This window comes from Flavobacterium limi (assembly GCF_010645075.1).
Taxonomy (GTDB): Bacteria; Bacteroidota; Bacteroidia; order Flavobacteriales; family Flavobacteriaceae; genus Flavobacterium; species Flavobacterium limi.
The window spans coordinates 363,186-380,190 of record NZ_JAADZV010000005.1 but is presented as its reverse complement, the minus strand read 5'-3'; the positions used below and the strand labels follow the sequence as shown (position 1 = coordinate 380,190).

General features: G+C 32.0%; 15 protein-coding genes. 13 read left to right on the top strand and 2 right to left on the bottom strand.

The genetic code is table 11. The features are described 5' to 3' along the window. The first annotated feature begins 27 nt into the window (after positions 1–27). The 4 genes from tsaE (at position 28) to GXM16_RS12975 (ending at position 2,604) form a co-directional block, all read left to right on the top strand. The gene (gene tsaE, locus GXM16_RS12990; protein ID WP_163394861.1) at positions 28–435 is read left to right on the top strand and encodes a tRNA (adenosine(37)-N6)-threonylcarbamoyltransferase complex ATPase subunit type 1 TsaE; all 408 of its coding nucleotides are present in this window, start codon (positions 28–30) and stop codon (positions 433–435) included. A gap of 11 nt (positions 436–446) precedes the next feature. Next, positions 447–914 (top strand): GNAT family N-acetyltransferase, encoded by a 468-nt coding sequence (locus tag GXM16_RS12985; RefSeq protein ID WP_163394860.1) that lies wholly within the window; start codon positions 447–449, stop codon positions 912–914. A gap of 80 nt (positions 915–994) precedes the next feature. Then, complete coding sequence (locus GXM16_RS12980) at positions 995–2,194, top strand: alanine dehydrogenase (protein ID WP_163394859.1); 1,200 nt, start codon at positions 995–997, stop codon at positions 2,192–2,194. A 35-nt stretch (positions 2,195–2,229) separates the two neighbouring features. Then, positions 2,230–2,604 (top strand): DUF4258 domain-containing protein, encoded by a 375-nt coding sequence (locus tag GXM16_RS12975; RefSeq protein WP_163394858.1) that lies wholly within the window; start codon positions 2,230–2,232, stop codon positions 2,602–2,604. A gap of 330 nt (positions 2,605–2,934) precedes the next feature. Here the strand turns inward: GXM16_RS12975 and GXM16_RS12970 are convergent, their stop codons facing one another. Next, positions 2,935–6,150, bottom strand: a complete 3,216-nt coding sequence (locus tag GXM16_RS12970) for a cytochrome c biogenesis protein CcsA (protein ID WP_163394857.1) — start codon at positions 6,148–6,150, stop codon at positions 2,935–2,937. 245 nt (positions 6,151–6,395) lie between these two features. Between GXM16_RS12970 and GXM16_RS12965 the strand changes: the two genes are divergently transcribed. From GXM16_RS12965 to GXM16_RS12925, 9 genes are all read left to right on the top strand, one after another. Continuing rightward, positions 6,396–7,157: a Rossmann-like and DUF2520 domain-containing protein gene (locus GXM16_RS12965; RefSeq protein WP_163394856.1), complete on the top strand. Its 762-nt coding sequence runs from the start codon at positions 6,396–6,398 to the stop codon at positions 7,155–7,157. Beyond that, positions 7,141–7,668: a KdsC family phosphatase gene (locus tag GXM16_RS12960; protein ID WP_163394855.1), complete on the top strand. Its 528-nt coding sequence runs from the start codon at positions 7,141–7,143 to the stop codon at positions 7,666–7,668. The genes GXM16_RS12965 and GXM16_RS12960 overlap by 17 nt, the downstream gene beginning before the upstream one ends. A gap of 50 nt (positions 7,669–7,718) precedes the next feature. Next, a complete protein-coding gene (locus tag GXM16_RS12955) occupies positions 7,719–8,645 on the top strand; it encodes a geranylgeranylglycerol-phosphate geranylgeranyltransferase (protein ID WP_163394854.1) in 927 nt (308 codons plus the stop codon). After that, positions 8,638–9,222: a Maf-like protein gene (locus GXM16_RS12950; protein ID WP_163394853.1), complete on the top strand. Its 585-nt coding sequence runs from the start codon at positions 8,638–8,640 to the stop codon at positions 9,220–9,222. Before GXM16_RS12955 ends, GXM16_RS12950 begins: the two co-directional genes overlap by 8 nt. A 10-nt stretch (positions 9,223–9,232) precedes the next feature. After that, positions 9,233–9,763, top strand: coding sequence for a mechanosensitive ion channel domain-containing protein (locus GXM16_RS12945; protein WP_163394852.1), 531 nt, complete (start codon positions 9,233–9,235; stop codon positions 9,761–9,763). Between the two features lie 105 nt (positions 9,764–9,868). After that, the gene (locus tag GXM16_RS12940) at positions 9,869–10,981 is read left to right on the top strand and encodes an AI-2E family transporter (protein WP_163394851.1); all 1,113 of its coding nucleotides are present in this window, start codon (positions 9,869–9,871) and stop codon (positions 10,979–10,981) included. A 57-nt stretch (positions 10,982–11,038) separates the two neighbouring features. Then, positions 11,039–12,871, top strand: coding sequence for a BamA/TamA family outer membrane protein (locus GXM16_RS12935; protein WP_163394850.1), 1,833 nt, complete (start codon positions 11,039–11,041; stop codon positions 12,869–12,871). A gap of 195 nt (positions 12,872–13,066) precedes the next feature. Continuing rightward, the gene (locus GXM16_RS12930; protein ID WP_163394849.1) at positions 13,067–13,585 is read left to right on the top strand and encodes a hypothetical protein; all 519 of its coding nucleotides are present in this window, start codon (positions 13,067–13,069) and stop codon (positions 13,583–13,585) included. A 213-nt stretch (positions 13,586–13,798) separates the two neighbouring features. After that, the gene (locus GXM16_RS12925) at positions 13,799–15,421 is read left to right on the top strand and encodes an LVIVD repeat-containing protein (protein WP_163394848.1); all 1,623 of its coding nucleotides are present in this window, start codon (positions 13,799–13,801) and stop codon (positions 15,419–15,421) included. Positions 15,422–15,695: 274 nt separating this feature from the next. Here GXM16_RS12925 and GXM16_RS12920 read toward each other — a convergent pair whose 3' ends face one another. Next, positions 15,696–16,964, bottom strand: coding sequence for a tetratricopeptide repeat protein (locus GXM16_RS12920; protein WP_163394847.1), 1,269 nt, complete (start codon positions 16,962–16,964; stop codon positions 15,696–15,698). Between the last annotated feature and the right edge of the window lie 41 nt (positions 16,965–17,005).

The window sequence follows — 17,005 nt, the reverse complement described above, 5'->3', positions numbered from 1 at the left end:
GATTTAAATTAAAGAAATACAAAACCAATGAATATCGTTTTTTCATTAGATCAGATTCAGGAAGTAGCTAAAAAAATTATTGCTCAAAATCCAAAAAAAATTATTCTTTTTAATGGGGAAATGGGTGTTGGAAAAACTACTTTAATTAAACAATTATGCAAAACTTTAGGGGTTGAAGACGCTACAAGCAGTCCTACTTTTTCTTTAGTCAATGAGTATTATACTTCGAATAATCAAATCGTTTATCATTTTGATTTTTACCGCTTAAATAAAGAAACTGAAGCACTGGATATGGGTGTGGATGATTATTTATATTCCGGAAACTGGTGTTTTATCGAGTGGTCAGAAAAAATTGCAAATTTAATTCCTGAGGAACATTCTGTTGTTAATATTGAGTTACAGAATGACGGAAAAAGAAGTTTAGAATTGGTATAAAAATATTTTAAATGAAAGATACCGTAGAAATAATTCCCTTTTCCCCTAATCTAAAAGATCATATCAAAATTTTAAACATTGCCTGGCTTACAAAATATTTCAGAATTGAGGAAAAAGATGAATTAACACTTTCAAATCCACAAGAAGAAATTATTGATAAAGGCGGAATGATTTTTTATGCAAAACACAATAATGAGATCCTGGGAACAGTTTCTTTAATAAAAGTTGATGATACAACTTTTGAATTGAGCAAAATGGCTGTTTCTGATAAAGCACAAGGTTTAGGAATAGGAAACAAACTTTTGAAACATTCAATTACTATTGCTGAAGAAAAAGGTATCAAGAAACTTATTTTATATTCCAACCGAATTCTACTCCCTGCAATTCATTTGTATGAAAAATTCGGATTTACTGAAATTCCACTTGAAAAAGGACTTTATGAAAGAGCCAATATAAAAATGCAGAAAATAATATCTTAAACGGTAAATAGTATTAGCAAAATTTTTAATTGATTTTAAAACTTTTTACGTAATTTGTACTCTTAATTTTTGCACAACCCATGTCAATAACCTTAACCCCATTTACGAAACAGCAATTGTTGCCACAAGAAGAAAAGCTTGAAATTGGCCGTCATAAAAGAGAACTTTTTATAGGTATTCCAAAAGAAACGAGTTATCAGGAGCGTCGTATTTGCCTGACTCCGGACGCAGTGAATTCTTTGACTTATGAAGGGCATCGTGTCATGATAGAATCAGGAGCAGGAGAAAGTTCGAGTTATTCAGACAAAGAGTATAGTGATGCAGGAGCAGAAGTTACTAATGACACTAAAAAAGTTTTTGGCTGTCCGTTATTACTGAAAGTTGAACCGCCTACTTTAGCAGAAATCAAAATGATTAATCCTGAAACGACAATCATATCTGCTATTCAGTTAAAAACAAAAAAGAAAGCTTATTTTGAAGCTTTGGCTCAAAAAAAAATTACTGCACTTGCTTTTGAATATATTAAAGACGAAGACGGCTCCTATCCTGCTGTAAAATCATTGAGTGAAATTGCCGGAACAGCTTCCATACTTATCGCAGCTGAACTAATGATTACCGACGAATTTGGAAAAGGGCTTTTATTTGGAAATATCACTGGCGTACCTCCTACTGATGTTGTTATTTTAGGTGCCGGAACTGTTGGTGAATTTGCTGCAAAAACCGCTATTGGCTTAGGGGCTAACGTAAAAGTTTTTGACAATTCTATTACCAAATTACGTCGTTTGCAAAACAATTTAAACCAACGCATTTTTACTTCTACAGTTCAGCAAAAGGCACTTTTAAAAGCTTTAAGACGCTGTGATGTTGCCATTGGCGCTATGCGTGGAAAAGAACGATGTCCGATTATAGTAACTGAAACTATGGTAGAACACATGAAAAAAGGAGCTGTAATTGTTGATGTTAGTATTGATATGGGAGGTTGTTTCGAAACCTCTGAAGTAACGACCCATGAAAAACCAACTTTTATAAAAAGCAATGTACTGCATTATTGTGTTCCTAATATTCCTTCCAGATATTCTAAAACTGCCTCACTTTCGATAAGCAATATCATTACTCCTTATTTATTGCAGATAGCCGAAGATGGTGGTCTGGAGAGTGCTATCAGATGCAACAAAGGTTTAAAAAACGGAATTTATATGTATCACGGAATCCTGACAAACAAAGCTATAGGAGAATGGTTTGATTTACCTGATAACGACATCAATTTACTTGTTTTCTAAATCAAGTTTAGCTTACCTTTGCAAAAAAAAAATTCATGAAGTTCGTACATCGTTTTGCTTATTATTTGGTTGGTTTAGTTATGGGATGCTTTTTCGTGGCTCTCGTTTTTAGTGGTAAAGATACTCGCTGCAATTACTTTCCAAATGCCAGGGTTTTGAATAACTTAAGAACCAAACCTTTTCAGTATTCTGAAAAAGCAATTCAAACACTAAACGAAAAATGGGTAGATACTGCTGATATTAAGAACACACTTCAATTTGGTGATGTAGATTTTGACCAAAGCAATGTTCCGTTCAACAAAGGGAAATTATACATAATAGAAGGAAAAACTATTAAAAACCAAGAGATTATTCTTAAAGTGACCAACTACGAGAACAAAGCAGTTTTAGAAGAAATCATAAAAAAATAAATTTTACAAAAAGCAGAGAATAAGGATAGCGAAATACTATCCTTTTTTTATGTCTAGATCGATTATGTTGCCATTCAAAAATAACTTCGAATATTATCATAAGTAAGCTGAATGAACTCATACTAATATTTATTTTTAATTTTTCTAATGGTAACTATAAAAGCCATAAGCACTAGCCCTGATGGAAACGAAATCCTTTTGTGGCAGGGTTTGCCACAAAAGATATAGTGGACAGCAGGAAAAAGCTCCTTCTGTTCAAACTACTTTATTTTATTCAAAAATTAGTTCAATCAAAAAAGGTCCAACTTTTCAGCTGAACCTTTCTATAAATTATTTTTTAACTTGCTTCTTATAATATTTTCGGTATTTAGGATAAGTTATGGCTCCTATTACTGAAATTGCGGCCAACGAATAATATATCCAGTCCAAAGATTTTGCTTCTCCACTCGCGTAGGAATGCAGACCAACCAAGTGGAAATTCACACCATAATAGGTAAACAAAATGGATATAAAAGCAAACATACTCATTAAGTTAAATGTCCATTTTCCTCTCAATGCAGGTACAAAACGAGCATGAATTACAAAAGCATAAACCATGATCGAAATCAGAGCCCAGGTTTCTTTTGGGTCCCAGCCCCAGTAACGCCCCCAGCTTTCATTGGCCCATTGACCTCCAAGGAAGTTTCCTATCGTTAACATGATTAAACCAATTGTCAATGCCATTTCGTTGATATATGTGATTTCCTTAATATTCAGGTCCATTTTGGCCTTATTGTTTTTGTTTGTAAAGAAAATCAATACTAATGATACAAAACCAAGTATAAAGCCTAATGCAAACGGCCCGTAACTCGCTACAATTACTGCTACGTGAATCATCAACCAGTATGAATTAAGAACCGGCTGCAGATTTGCAATTTCAGGATCAATCCAGTTCATATAAGCTGCCGATAAAATCATAGCTGTCACAAACGCAGAAGATGATACAGTAAGTTTTGATTTCCTGTCGAATGCCAATCCGAAGAACATCGTGGCCCAGGCTACGTAGACAATTGATTCGTAAGCATTACTCCAGGGAGCATGTCCTGAAATATACCAACGCGCAATCAACCCTAAAGTATGCAATCCAAATAAAATTCCGATAATGATATGAAAACCATTTATAGTAATACGAAGCCATTTTTTCTCGAAAAAGATATTTACAATCGTAAAAATCAACATCAAAATCGATACTCCAAGATACCAAAAAGGCAGTTTTTTGAAAACATCGTATTTATTGTATGCAATCTCCGCATCAATTTTTTCTTCGCTTGGGCGTACTTTAGCTCCAAATTTCTTTTGGAAACCGTTAATACTTTCTACCAAATCATCGGCAGTTTTAAAATCTTTAGAAATAGAACCATTATTTAGGGCATTGAAATAAAGAGGTAAGATCTGCTTGGCATAAGTTGCTTCCATTCCTTTTAAGCCTGCGTGACCTAATTCCATATATGAAACCCATTTATCGCCCGGATGATTTGGAACCGGAAAAATTTTCAAAATACTTCCCATCAAAGCAGACTCCATCAGATTGACTTTTTTATCGGTTTCAATAAAATCTTTCTCAAACTGATTTGGGTTTGCTGCTTTATAAGCTGCATCTAAATAAGGAGATAATTTGTAATTACCATTCTGATCAAAAAATTTCACAAAAGGTGCATTTTTTGCATCTTTATCTACCCCGATAATTTTTCGGATACTATCGTTTCCTGATCTTAAATGAATAATCGGCACCTGAATCCAAACCTGGCCATATTGTGTCATCGACAAAAATACCTGATCAGAATTCATTCCGTTGTATGTATCACTGTGACTTACTTTTCTCAATAATTCTGAGGAAAAAGTATTGATAGGCTTCATTCTCCCTCCAGCGTCCTGAATAATTAAACGACCAAATTTAGCCGCGTGAGCTTCCGGCGCTTTGTAAATATTGAGTAATGAATCTATTTGCTTCTGGCTTGGCGGACGAGTTACATGATTGGCATGATCGTTAGGGTCATCGTTATGAGTGTGTGTGTGATTATGTCCCGGAGTATGGACATGTGGTTCCTGGGCAAAACCGTTAAAACTTAGCATCAAAAGTAAAATTGTAACTAATTTTACTTTTTTCTCTTTTACTTTCTCAAGTTTACGTTTTAAATCTGTAAAACGGGAACCTTTGGTAAACATAATCGCCATCAGGCCAAAAAACAACATAAAATATCCTAAATAAGTAATTGATGTTCCCCACCAATCATGATTTACAGACAACACCGTTCCTTTTTCGTCAGGGTCAAAAGAAGACTGAAAAAAACGATATCCTTTATGATCTAAAACGTGATTCATATAAATATCAGCGTCAAAAGTTTCCGCTGAATCCTGAACGGTAACCTTACTTTCAAATGCTGAATAACTTTTCTCTGTTCCAGGATATTTTGTTGCAATAAAATCATTTAATTTCACTTTAAAAGGCAGAATGTATGCTTTACTTCCGTAGAATAAACTGTATTCAATTTTTCCAATTTTAACGGTTTGAGGCTCCCCTACACTTCCTTTAGACCCCATAAGGCGTACTTCTTTTTCCTGACCGTCTGCTTTAACTTTTACGATTAAAGCATCTGTATGGGATTTCGCTTTATAATCATTATTTGATTCATAATCCACAATTCCTCTTATAGCTGGATCAGGAAATACAATTCGGATATCGCCAATACTGTACAAAGAACGCATCATTAAAGGCTGTACATTATCTTTGGTCACTTTTCCTTTAAACTGATCAGCCATTCGCATAAAATCACCTTCAAAAGGAGTCTGAATAGTATACTCTTTACCAGTTGTATTAATATTTATGGCACCGTCAGTGGGTTTATTCAAAGCAAATAAAACATTATGGATGTTTTGAACTTCTCCTTCTTTTAAGTAATGTTCTTCACGTCCACCAGCTCCTGCTTCAACTAATTTAATGTATAAAGTCCCTTTTGGGTCCGGTTTTATGGTTTCCTTCGCTCCCATGATGTAATTAACATAACTAATTTCAAAAGGTGTTTCGTCAAATTGACCTGACAAAGTAAAATCATTGTTGGTAACTGGTGAAAACAAAAGACTTTTCTCAAAAGTCCTGCGTTTCATTTCACCTTTATATTCTCCATCTGCAAAAACAGTTAAAAATGTTTTATCTGAATAAATTTGGTTTTCAGCAGCTCCTTCGCGAATTGGCATCATGCCTTCATAACTGATATATCGTGTAATAAACGCTCCTAAAAGAATAAAAATAAATGCGACGTGCAGTAATAAGGTGGCCCATTTTTCTTTTTTTAATAATTGATAACGCTTAATGTTGCCAAAGAAATTAATCATAAAAAATACCATTATCGCCTCGAACCACCAGGTATTATAAATTAAAATTCGTGCGGTATCAGTATTGTATTTACTTTCGATAAAAGTTCCAACACCCATTGCGATTGCAAATGTTAAAAAAAGAACGGCCATTAATCGTGTAGAAAACAAAAAAGAGAATATTTTTTTATCCATTTTTAAAGGAATTACTGTGTATAAAAGTGGCACAAAAGTACTTAAAAATGTTGAGTAGTAATATTTGTCTTTTGTTAATTAAAACCAAAAAGAACACTATAAAATCGAAGCATTCTCAATTAAACAGGTTTTGTATTACAATTCAATTTTAAAGACTTAACATATTATTCCGACTTGTAATTTTATAAATCGGAATTCAAAACTTTGACACTTCTATATCTTTAAAAAAATGCTAATTTTGCGTCATGATTAAAATAACAATAATTGGTTCCGGCAATGTAGCACAACATTTGATAAAAGCCTTTACTAAAAGTGAAGGAACAGAGATTGTACAAGTTTTTTCAAGAAAAAAAGGATCCCTGACACATCTAATTGATTCAGATAAAATTGCAACTGATTTTTCAGATTTAAAGGAAGCTGATTTGTATATCATTTCTGTTTCGGATAATGCTATTTCTGAGGTTTCAGAACAATTGTCTTTTAAAAATCAATTGGTTGTTCACACATCCGGCACCACTTCAATTGACGTTTTAAACTCAAAAAACAGAAAAGGCGTTTTTTACCCTTTACAAACTTTTTCTAAGGATAAAGCTGTAGATTTCTCCCTTATCCCGATTTGTCTGGAAGCAGAAAATCAGGAAGACTATAATATTCTTGATACCGTTGCAGGAAGTATTTCTAAAGCCGTTTTTTCAATCAGTTCAAACCAAAGAAAAGCAATCCACATTTCGGCTGTTTTCGTGAATAATTTTACTAATCATTTGTATCAGATTGGACAGGAAATCTGCGAAGAACATCAGGTTCCTTTTGAAATTTTAAAACCACTAATTCAGGAAACTGCGGATAAAATAAAAGTACTTACTCCTGCTGATGCACAAACAGGTCCGGCAAAACGCCATGATTCTTTAACCACAGAAGCACATTTGAATTATTTAACTGATGAAAATCAAAAAAACATTTATAAACTCCTAACACAATCTATACAGAATAATGGCAAAACATTTTAAAGAAATAATGAATGACATCACAACGTTTATTTTTGATGTTGACGGTGTACTTACAGACAGTTCGGTTTTGGTGACAAATGAAGGTGAAATGCTTCGTACCATGAACATTCGGGATGGTTATGCTATGAAAGCGGCTGTAGAAAGTGGTTTTAACGTATGCATTATTTCAGGCGGGAGCAATGAAGGTGTTCGTGTACGATTACGTAATTTAGGCTTAACAGATATATATTTAGGAATTCCGGATAAAGTAGAAACTTTTAAAGCATACACCGATCATCACAATATAAAACCTGAAAATGTGTTGTATATGGGTGATGATATACCAGATTTTCACGTAATGAAACTGGCAGGTTTACCAACCTGTCCACAAGATGCAAGTCCTGAAATTAAGAATATATGTCGTTATATTTCACATGTTAAAGGAGGTAAAGGTGCTGTACGTGATGTAATCGAACAGGTTATGAAAGTACAGGGAAAATGGATGGAATATTTTAATGGAAAACACGACTAATAATTACCAATTGCTAATTATTAATTGTTAATCCCAATCTTCGAACTTAAATGAAATATCTCAAACTTATTCGTTACCAAAACCTGTTAATGCTTGCTATTATGCAGGTTTTATTCCGTTACTGTTTTTTAAAACAACAAAATATTCCTTTGGCTTTATCGGACTGGCAGTATGGATTGTTGGTTTTGAGTACGGTTTTGATAGCCGCAGCAGGATATGTAATCAATAATATTTTTGATGTAGAAACAGATTCAATAAATAAACCTAAAGATGTCATTATTGACAAAGGAATTTCAGAAGCTGTTGGTTACAATATCTATATTGCATTAAATATTGCCGGTGTTGCAATTGGTTTTTATTTATCAAATGTAATACAAAGACCCGGATTTGCAACTCTTTTTATATTAATTGCTTCAATGCTTTATTTTTACTCTACAACATTAAAGCAAATTATGGTTTTAGGAAACTTTGTTGTCGCATTATTATTAGCAATAAGCGTTCTGATTATTGGTGTTTTCGATATTTTTCCGGCAACAATAGCTGAAAACAAAGCACAAATGACCAGTTTGTTTTCTATTTTAACTGATTATGCCTTATTTGCTTTTATGATCAATTTTATTCGGGAAATAGTCAAAGATATTGAAGATGTTAACGGAGATTACAATCAGGGAATGAATACCTTGCCCATTGCACTTGGTATTAGCCGGACTGCTAAGATTGCTTCTGCCCTTTCTATTATCCCTTTTATTTTATTATTGCTTTACATTAAAAATTACTTTGTTGAAAATGGTCTTTTTATAGCAACTTTATATGCATTTGCGTTAGTTTTGGCTCCGCTTCTTTACTTTATAGTTAAAGTATTCACTGCTAAATCACAAAAAGAGTTCCACCATTTAAGTACTGTTCTAAAACTAATTTTACTTTTCGGGATTTTATCTATTGTCGTTATTACTTTAAATATTAATTATAATGCTTAAAGAGAAATTAAAAAAATACACATTAATATTAGCTTCAGGTTCTCCGAGAAGGCAGCAGTTTTTTAAAGACCTGGATTTAGACTTTGAAATTAGATTAAAAGAGGTTGAAGAAATATACCCTCCGGAATTAAAAGCAGTAGAAATTACAGACTTTTTAGCACTATTAAAAGCAAATGCTTTTGAAGGAGAATTACAAAAAAATGAAATCTTAGTCACTAGTGATACTATAGTCTGGCACGAAAATAAAGCATTAGGCAAACCTAAAAGTGCTGAAGAAGCTTTTAGTATGATAAAATCAATGTCTGGAAAAACACATGAAGTGATTACATCGGTCTGTTTTAAAACTAACTCTGCTTCTACTCTTTTAAACGATATTACAAAAGTGACTTTCAACCCTTTATCTGATGAAGCCATTTTGTACTATATAGAAAATTATAAACCTTATGATAAAGCCGGTGCTTATGGCATTCAGGAATGGTTTGGCTTTATGGCTGTTGCAAAAGTCGAAGGTTCATATACAAATGTTATGGGACTTCCAACTGCGAAGGTTTACGAATATTTGAGTATATTAGAGTAAAATTTTATTTATGTTTTCATTTAAAGAATATAGCCAGGAAATTTTAACTACTATAATTCTCCTTATAGCATTAGCTGCCCTGCGTGTTATTATTGCGCAATTAGTACGAAGATATGCGAGTACAAGCCACTTATTAGAACACCGTACTAATCTGGTTATTAAATATATTCACATTTTAATGAATATTTTAGTAACGATAGGTTTGATTATTATTTGGGGGGTTGATACTAAAGATATTTTTATAACTGTTTCTTCAATTGCCACTGTAATTGGAGTTGCCATGTTTGCACAATGGTCGATTTTGAGCAATATTACTTCCGGAATGATTTTGTTTTTTTCATTTCCTTTCAGAATTGGTGATACCATTAAAATTCATGATAAGGATTTCCCAATTGAAGCAGAAATTGAAGACATTAATGCTTTTCATGTAAATTTAAAGACTAAAGAAGGAGAAAAAATCATCTACCCCAACAACCTTTTATTACAAAAAGGAATTTCGATTATGCCGCCTGTATATGATGAGAAGGAGTTTTTTGACTAAAATCTAATGGGAATTTTATAAACTCTGTTTTGAAAGCTAAAACAATATTAAATAAATTAAGTTTAATATTTGTTTAGCCTAATTATTAGTTTAAAAATCCAAAAAATGAACGAACCTATAACACTTCCCTTTTATGCTAAATTTTCATTAATACTCTTAAGTTTAGTCTGCATTGGTTTTATTACATATATTGGGAGTAATATAATCACACCTGTACTGCTTGCATTTTTGTTCACAGTTTTGTTATTACCTCTTCACACATTCTTAAATAACAAATTACGGCTGCCTGTATATCTTTCTTCTTTTATAACTGTATTGATCTTTGTATTGTGTATTGCTGCTATTTTAGCATTCATCTCTTATCAGGTAACAGATATTGCAAATGATTTTGATATCATTAAAAAAAATGCCATCTCTTTTTTCAATAATGTCCAGTCATATATTCATGAAAAATTTCAAATAAGTATTTGGGAACAAAAAAAATACATCAACAAGGTAACAACAGATTCAGTGCAAAATGGTACCGGAACATTAGGAACTGCTATTGGATCATTAACCGATGTATTAGCTAACTGTATGTTTGTTGTCGTTTTTACATTTTTATTTCTTTTATACAAAACGCATTTTATCCTGTTCTTAGCAAAATTATTCAATAAGGGTGATCATCCGAAATTAAAGGAAATTATAACCCAAATTAAAATTTCAATAAATAATTATATTCTGGGCCTTATTTTTGAGATGTTTGTTGTTTCTATTCTAACGGCTTTGGGATTATGGATTATTGGAGCAAAATATTTTATTTTATTAGGGCTTCTAACCGGAATTTTAAATTTAATCCCATATATAGGTATTATGATAGCAGGTATTTTAACCGTTTTATCATCACTTACCGGTACTCCTGATGTATCCATAATATTAAGTATCTTTATAGTAAATGTCATTGTACAATTAATAGACAATAATATTCTTGTCCCTTTAATCATTAATTCAAAAGTTGAAATTAACGCTCTTTTTTCAATAATTGGAATTATTATTGGAGGAGCAGTTGCAGGAATCTCAGGAATGTTTTTAGCAATTCCGTTATTAGCAATTTTAAAAATTATTTTTGACAGAATTGACTATTTAGAACCTTGGGGCTACGTTATGGGCAATCATATGCCCAAGAAATTTACCTGGAGAATTAGGAAATTAAAAACCGTAAATCCAAAAGTAGATTAGCAAGGATTCATTTCATAATTACAAAATCATCATATATTTTAAGCTAACTTAATTAGCATGTTTCAAAACTTTATAAAAATAGTTTTCGTTTTTCTTTTTCTTTGGAATTTTTCCCAAAGTGCTTTTTCACAGGAAAGACAAACTAAAAAAGATAGCGTTGAAACATATGAGAAAATTAAAAAACTTTCAGAAAAAAGAAAGTTTACTAATTTTTTAAGGAAGATAATTTTCAAACCTTCGAAGATCAAAAAGAAGAACAAAACATTAGTTGAAAAAAAACACCTGCCTAATGTAGATGGCAAAATTATTAGAAAAATTAGAATCATTACTTTGGATCCTTTTGGTAATTCTGATACTGATTCTACTATGGTCCCAAATAATTGGGGTGAAAGAACAGGTAATAAACTACACCTCAAGACTAAAAAATTTGCTATTCAAAACTTACTGCTTTTTAGAAAGAATTCAGCCTACGACAGCTACAAAATAAAAGAGACAGAACGTATTATCCGATCTCAAAGATTTGTGAGTAAAGTAAATATATCCGAAGAATTAGCCGGCACAGGTAAAGATTCTATTGATGTTACAATTCGTGTTTTAGATGCGTGGAGTCTGCTTCCCAAATTCTCAATATCGAGTTCAAGAGTTGGTGTAGGATTTAACGATCGCAACATATTTGGCACAGGCCAACAACTGGAATATAGATTTACGAATCGGTTTTCTGACGGACATAACGGACATGATGCCTTATATACTATTCCTAATATTAAAAATACTTTTATATCAACTAAATTTAAATACTATAATGATTTAAACGACAACTATATTAAAAGTATTTCTATGGAAAGGCCTTTTTATTCTCCATTAGCCAAATGGGCGGGTGGTATTACTTTAGGTCAGCAATTTAGACGTGATACTTTACAAGATGCAAACCTAAAATATGAACACCAGCCTTTCAAATATAATTCTCATGACTTTTGGGGTGCTAAAGCATTTAATATTACTGGTGTAAATCCTAAAAAAAAGGAAAGGACTACTAATCTTATTGTTTCCGGACGTTTCTTAAATATTGATTATACAGAAAAACCTAATGTTGCATTTGATACAATTAATTTTTTTTCAGACGAAAAACAGTTTTTAATGGGTTTCGGAATTAATACACGGGAATTCGTTAAAGACAACTATATTTTTAGAAATGGATATACAGAGGACGTTCCTATTGGAAGAATATATGGAATTACAGCCGGGTACCAATATAAAAATAACATATGGCGACCTTATCTCGGGGCGCAGGCTTCCTTTGGGGATTATTATAAATGGGGATTTCTAAGTACTAATTTAGAAATTGGAACATTTTTCCGTCAGGCAAAAACGTATCAGACTTCAATTGCATTAGGAGCCAATTATTTTACAAATCTTCTGACAATTGGAAACTGGAAACTAAGACAATTTGTTAAACCAGAAATTATTATAGGTATTAACAGGGAAAATTCTATAGGGGATCAGCTCACAATAAACGAAAATTACGGACTTCAGGGATTTAATGCAGCACACTATGGTAAAAGCAAAATGGTACTCACATTACAGACCCAGACCTATGCACCTGATGAAGTTTTAGGTTTTAGGTTAAATCCATATTTTAATTATTCTATTGCTGTATTAGGAAATAGTAATTCAGGTTTACTTCAGAATAAATATTACTCAAAATTCAGTCTGGGACTTTTAATAAGCAATGATTACCTTGTTTTTAGTGCATTCCAGCTATCTATATCATATTATCCCGCTATTCCATTCCAGGGAGAAAGTATTTTTAAAACAAACACGGTTGAAACTCAGGATATCGGTCTTCAGTCTTTTGAATTAGGAAAACCAACTATTGTTGAATATAAATAATTGCATTTTTTATAAAAATTTTATTTATATCAAAAAAAGCACAACACATTAAATATCAGCAATATTAACCATTTTCAATATAATATTTATTTTTAAAAATATTCTTTTCGCAGACTAAATTCATTTTAAAATATTATTTTGGCACAGTATATGAATATTTGTATACATAGATTAACAATTAAAATTTTATTAAAGATGAAAACTATAAAATTAGCAATCGTTGGGTTATTTCTAATAGTTGCAAATACGACACAAGCACAGGTATCTATTAATGTTAATATAGGAACTCCTCCTGCCTGGGGACCGGTTGGATATACAGAAATGGAATATTATTATCTTCCGGATATTGAAGCTTATTATGATGTACGAGCCTCGCAATTTATTTATTTTGGCGGAGGAAGATGGGTTAGAGCTACTTATCTTCCGAGAGCTTACAGAAATTACGACTTGTATGGAGGCTATAAAGTAGTTTTAAATGACTATCATGGAAGAACTCCTTATAAATACTTTAACAGACATAAAGCCAAATATTATAAAGGATACCACGGTGCACCTCAAAGATGTTACAAACCCCGTCCTACATACAGCTATAATGACCGCCGCCATGATCACCACCATAAAAGCTATAAGCATCATGACAAACATCATGGTAAACATTATGATAGAGACGATAGACATGACAGACACGATGATCGTGGTCATGGAAGAAGATAACCATTATGTTAATTTCATCAAACGAGAGTTTCAAAAAATTGAAACTCTCGTTTTTTTAACGACTAAATGCTGGAAAAATCCGACCAAATACACTTAGCGCTAAATTATTGTAAAACAATAACTTTGATTGAAAAATTTAACGTTATCAGGTGCTTTATGTTATAAAAAACAACCTACATTTGCACCGAATTTTAAAATCCAAGAACAAATTTTATGAAAAAAAATGTCTATTTATTTTCATTTTTAGCTGTGTCACTGTTAATAGGCTGTGATAATAATGATGATAACACAAATAATAATCAGTCAAAAGATAAAATTACAATTATCACAGATGATAGTTCATTAAATAAAAGATTAGATTACACCAACTCTGGAGTAATTTCAATTGAAAATAAGAATGCAACAGGAAAAATTTCCAGCACTACAGGTATTACAACTCTTCCTTTAGTGCAGATTGCAGAAATAAATCCACCTGTTGATAGTAACGGAAGAACATTACAGGCAAGTCATGTTGCCGTAAATGGAAATTACGCTTATGTTGGTTACACAATGATTGGTAATGATTACTCAGGCGCAATTGATGTTATCAATGTTTCTGATCCTTATAAACCAAAATTAGTTACTTCGGCTTTAATACCCAATACTGATATTACATCCCTTACTTATGCAAATGGAAATTTAATTATTGGAGCAGCAAAAAATGTAGATTCTGATCCTTTATTAGTAAATCCTTCCATAGTAATTAATATGGAATTGAGTTCAGGATTACTTACAGATAAATATAAAATCAACTACTTAGACAGCAGAGTTACAACAGATGTCGCTGCAAACACTTCATCCTATTTCGCTGTAACAGGTGATAATGGAAGTCTTTTTAAATTAAATAGTTTAACTAAAGCAATCGCAGGAAAAGTAACCATAGAGGATTTACGTTCTGTAGCACTAAGCAGCGATAAAGTTATAACCTTAAGCGGTACAAAAGGAATAAATATTTACAATCAATCTACTTTGGCACTTCAAAAAAACTTTACCACAACCTCTGATGTAAGCGGTGCTAAAAGGACAATGGAAGTTGATGGAACAAAACTTTTCGTTTCTGAAGGGTATAATGGTCTGAGTATTTATGATATAAACAGTGGGGCAAAATTACAAACGGTAAGCATAACTAATGCAGGAGGAGACAATGTTACAAACGCCGTATCTCTAAATGAAGGTTATGCTTTTGTTGCAAATGGCAGAGCTGGACTTAATGTATATCAGACAGGATCTCAACTAAGTTTATTAGGCACCTTAGGAATTTCAGGATCGTCAAACTATGTAAAATCAAGTGGCAATTACATTTACGTTGCCAGTGGTAAAGGTGGTTTAAAAATCATTAAGATGGAGAAACCAAATACAACATTTGCCAGCTGTTCACAATACGGAGCTTACAATCAAAATAAGGATTTAATTTTAAATTCGAATGACAATAAATCATATGCCGGATCTACTGCTATTAATTCTGCTATAATAAACTCAGGTGCTGTATTAACGCACTGTGGATCCATATCAATTCAAAATGGTTTAACGCTTAATAGTGGTGGTACTTTTAACATGAGAGGAAGTTTAGCTCAAGGGAAATACCAACAAACTAATCCAACAGAACTTGTGATTAACAGTAATGCTATATTACAAATTGAAGGATCTGTAGTAATTTGGGGAGACCTTAGACTTAACAGTGGTGCTAAAATTAATTTTATTGGAAATTCTTCTATAACAATTTATGGAAAAGTAACCAAAAATAGCGGAGTAGCCATTACAGGTAATTATATCGATACTGAAAACAAATTGAAATAAATTATTGTTTCTTCTGGAGTAAAGAGAAAAATATCATCTTTAAAAGAGAGACCATCAATAGTATTTGATGATCTCTCTTTTTTTATGACAACCATTAAACCATCCGTTTTCTTAGATTAGATTCAAAATAACAAACAATAAATAGTAAACAATTAAATTTCAGAATACAACTCCATCATATGAAAAAGATTTTGATTCAAATAATTATCTCATTTTAGGCATAAAAAAACCGTCAAATAATTGACGGTTCTATTTATATATTTATTGTTTAAGACTACATTGTAGCTTTTAATGCTTTAGCTTCAGCAGTCATTTCAAGTGCTTTGTAAACACCTAACAATGTTTTAGATACATCCTGGTTCTTTGGATCTAATTCATTTGCTTTTTTAAGATATGGAATCACACTTTTGAAAACGCTTTCTCTTTGTTTTTTTAAGACATCATAACGCTTCATATCTTTATCAGACGTCCCTAATTTATTCATTTCATCAATAATAGGTTTTTCTGCCTCTAATTTTAATGCTGCAAGATTAAGATAAGCATTTGCATAATTAGGATCTATTTCAATAACTTTTAAATAATATTTCTCAGCATCAGCAGCATTTTTAGCATTTGCACTTAATACTCCAAGGTTAAAAATTAATTCTTTGTTATTTGGATCTTTTTGCAAAGCTTCTCCAACTAATTTTTTATAAGTATCGTAATCTTTAGTTTCTAAATATAAGTTAGCTTCAGAAAGGATTAAAGAAGAATCTTCCGGGTTTGCTTTTCTTGCATCAGCTAAAGCTTTTTTAGCATCTTCAGTTCTTCCTTTCTGAACTAAAATTAAAGCATAATTCTTGTAAATCTCACCTCTTTTAGAAGGGATATTTTCAGTTTTCGGATTATCATGTGTTCCTAATTTCACAGCCAAATCCCTGTCTTTTGCATTATTAAAACCATCTTCACTACCAGAAGCCTTATTTACTGCTGTAAAACTTGTCCCTTTTCCTGAATAGTTTAATTTTTTTAATTCTTCATACATTGGAAGTGCAGCATCATAATCCTGAGCGTTTACATATGTAGAAGCGGCATAATATAAATTGATAGTATCTTTTTTATCTAATGCATATGCTTCATACAATTTTTTTGCTCCTTCAGCACTTTTGTTTGACTGAGTATCAGCTATAGCCGAATTAATCAACAATCCTTTAATTTGAGTAATTGAAGTTACAGCCTGAGTGGAATATTTTTGCTTTCCAGAAGTTTTTTCAATCTCTATCAATTTTTTGTAACTCTCAGCAGCTAATAGTAGATTTTTACTTTCTTCTACCTTTTTGTTTGCTAAATCCAAATAGGCATTTCCCTGAATGAAATAGTATTGTGCCTGCTCGGTATCTTTTGCATTTACAATAAGATTCTCCGCATCTTTTAATTGCGCGATTGCACCTTGTGCATCACCTCCTTTTAATGCTTTTTCAGCACTTTTTATTTGATCTTTTTGAGCAAAAGTAGCTAATGAAATCAATAATGCTGATGCAAGTATTACATATTTACTTTTCATAATATTCAATTTGTATATTTAATTTTAATTTGTGTGGTTCA

Bases quoted from the DNA above. Each gene is read 5' to 3' on its own strand.
- tsaE (WP_163394861.1), top strand. From the start codon at position 28: ATGAATATCGTTTTTTCATTAGATCAGATTCAGGAAGTAGCTAAAAAA.
- GXM16_RS12985 (WP_163394860.1), top strand. From the start codon at position 447: ATGAAAGATACCGTAGAAATAATTCCCTTTTCCCCTAATCTAAAAGAT.
- GXM16_RS12980 (WP_163394859.1), top strand. From the start codon at position 995: ATGTCAATAACCTTAACCCCATTTACGAAACAGCAATTGTTGCCACAA.
- GXM16_RS12975 (WP_163394858.1), top strand. From the start codon at position 2,230: ATGAAGTTCGTACATCGTTTTGCTTATTATTTGGTTGGTTTAGTTATG.
- GXM16_RS12970 (WP_163394857.1), bottom strand. From the start codon at position 6,150: ATGGATAAAAAAATATTCTCTTTTTTGTTTTCTACACGATTAATGGCC.
- GXM16_RS12965 (WP_163394856.1), top strand. From the start codon at position 6,396: ATGATTAAAATAACAATAATTGGTTCCGGCAATGTAGCACAACATTTG.
- GXM16_RS12960 (WP_163394855.1), top strand. From the start codon at position 7,141: ATGGCAAAACATTTTAAAGAAATAATGAATGACATCACAACGTTTATT.
- GXM16_RS12955 (WP_163394854.1), top strand. From the start codon at position 7,719: ATGAAATATCTCAAACTTATTCGTTACCAAAACCTGTTAATGCTTGCT.
- GXM16_RS12950 (WP_163394853.1), top strand. From the start codon at position 8,638: ATGCTTAAAGAGAAATTAAAAAAATACACATTAATATTAGCTTCAGGT.
- GXM16_RS12945 (WP_163394852.1), top strand. From the start codon at position 9,233: ATGTTTTCATTTAAAGAATATAGCCAGGAAATTTTAACTACTATAATT.
- GXM16_RS12940 (WP_163394851.1), top strand. From the start codon at position 9,869: ATGAACGAACCTATAACACTTCCCTTTTATGCTAAATTTTCATTAATA.
- GXM16_RS12935 (WP_163394850.1), top strand. From the start codon at position 11,039: ATGTTTCAAAACTTTATAAAAATAGTTTTCGTTTTTCTTTTTCTTTGG.
- GXM16_RS12930 (WP_163394849.1), top strand. From the start codon at position 13,067: ATGAAAACTATAAAATTAGCAATCGTTGGGTTATTTCTAATAGTTGCA.
- GXM16_RS12925 (WP_163394848.1), top strand. From the start codon at position 13,799: ATGAAAAAAAATGTCTATTTATTTTCATTTTTAGCTGTGTCACTGTTA.
- GXM16_RS12920 (WP_163394847.1), bottom strand. From the start codon at position 16,964: ATGAAAAGTAAATATGTAATACTTGCATCAGCATTATTGATTTCATTA.